1 protein-coding gene is annotated in these 238 nt (G+C 50.4%); it reads left to right on the forward strand.

From position 1 onward, the window contains the following. The coding region (locus tag SB749_RS20765) for a methyltransferase domain-containing protein (protein WP_410711983.1) at positions 1 to 238 on the forward strand (238 nt) is incomplete at both ends.

Below are 238 nucleotides of genomic sequence, written 5' to 3' on the forward strand. Positions count from 1 at the left end.
CTTGTTGGATCTAAAAGCAGGCGAACGAGTGCTGGATCTGTTCAGTGGTTTGGGCAACTTTAGTCTACCTTTAGCGCGTCTGGTCGGGGAGACAGGTTCAGTGATTGGGGTCGAAGGTAGCGAAGCTATGACCGAACGCGCGGCTGACAACGCACGCCGCAATGGTATCAATAACACTGAATTTTATAGTCAAGATTTGACGCAAGACTGCACTGACAAGCCTTGGGCCAATCAAGGT

The organism is Brevibacterium sp. SIMBA_078 (assembly GCF_046534565.1).
GTDB lineage: Bacteria > Actinomycetota > Actinomycetes > Actinomycetales > Brevibacteriaceae > Brevibacterium.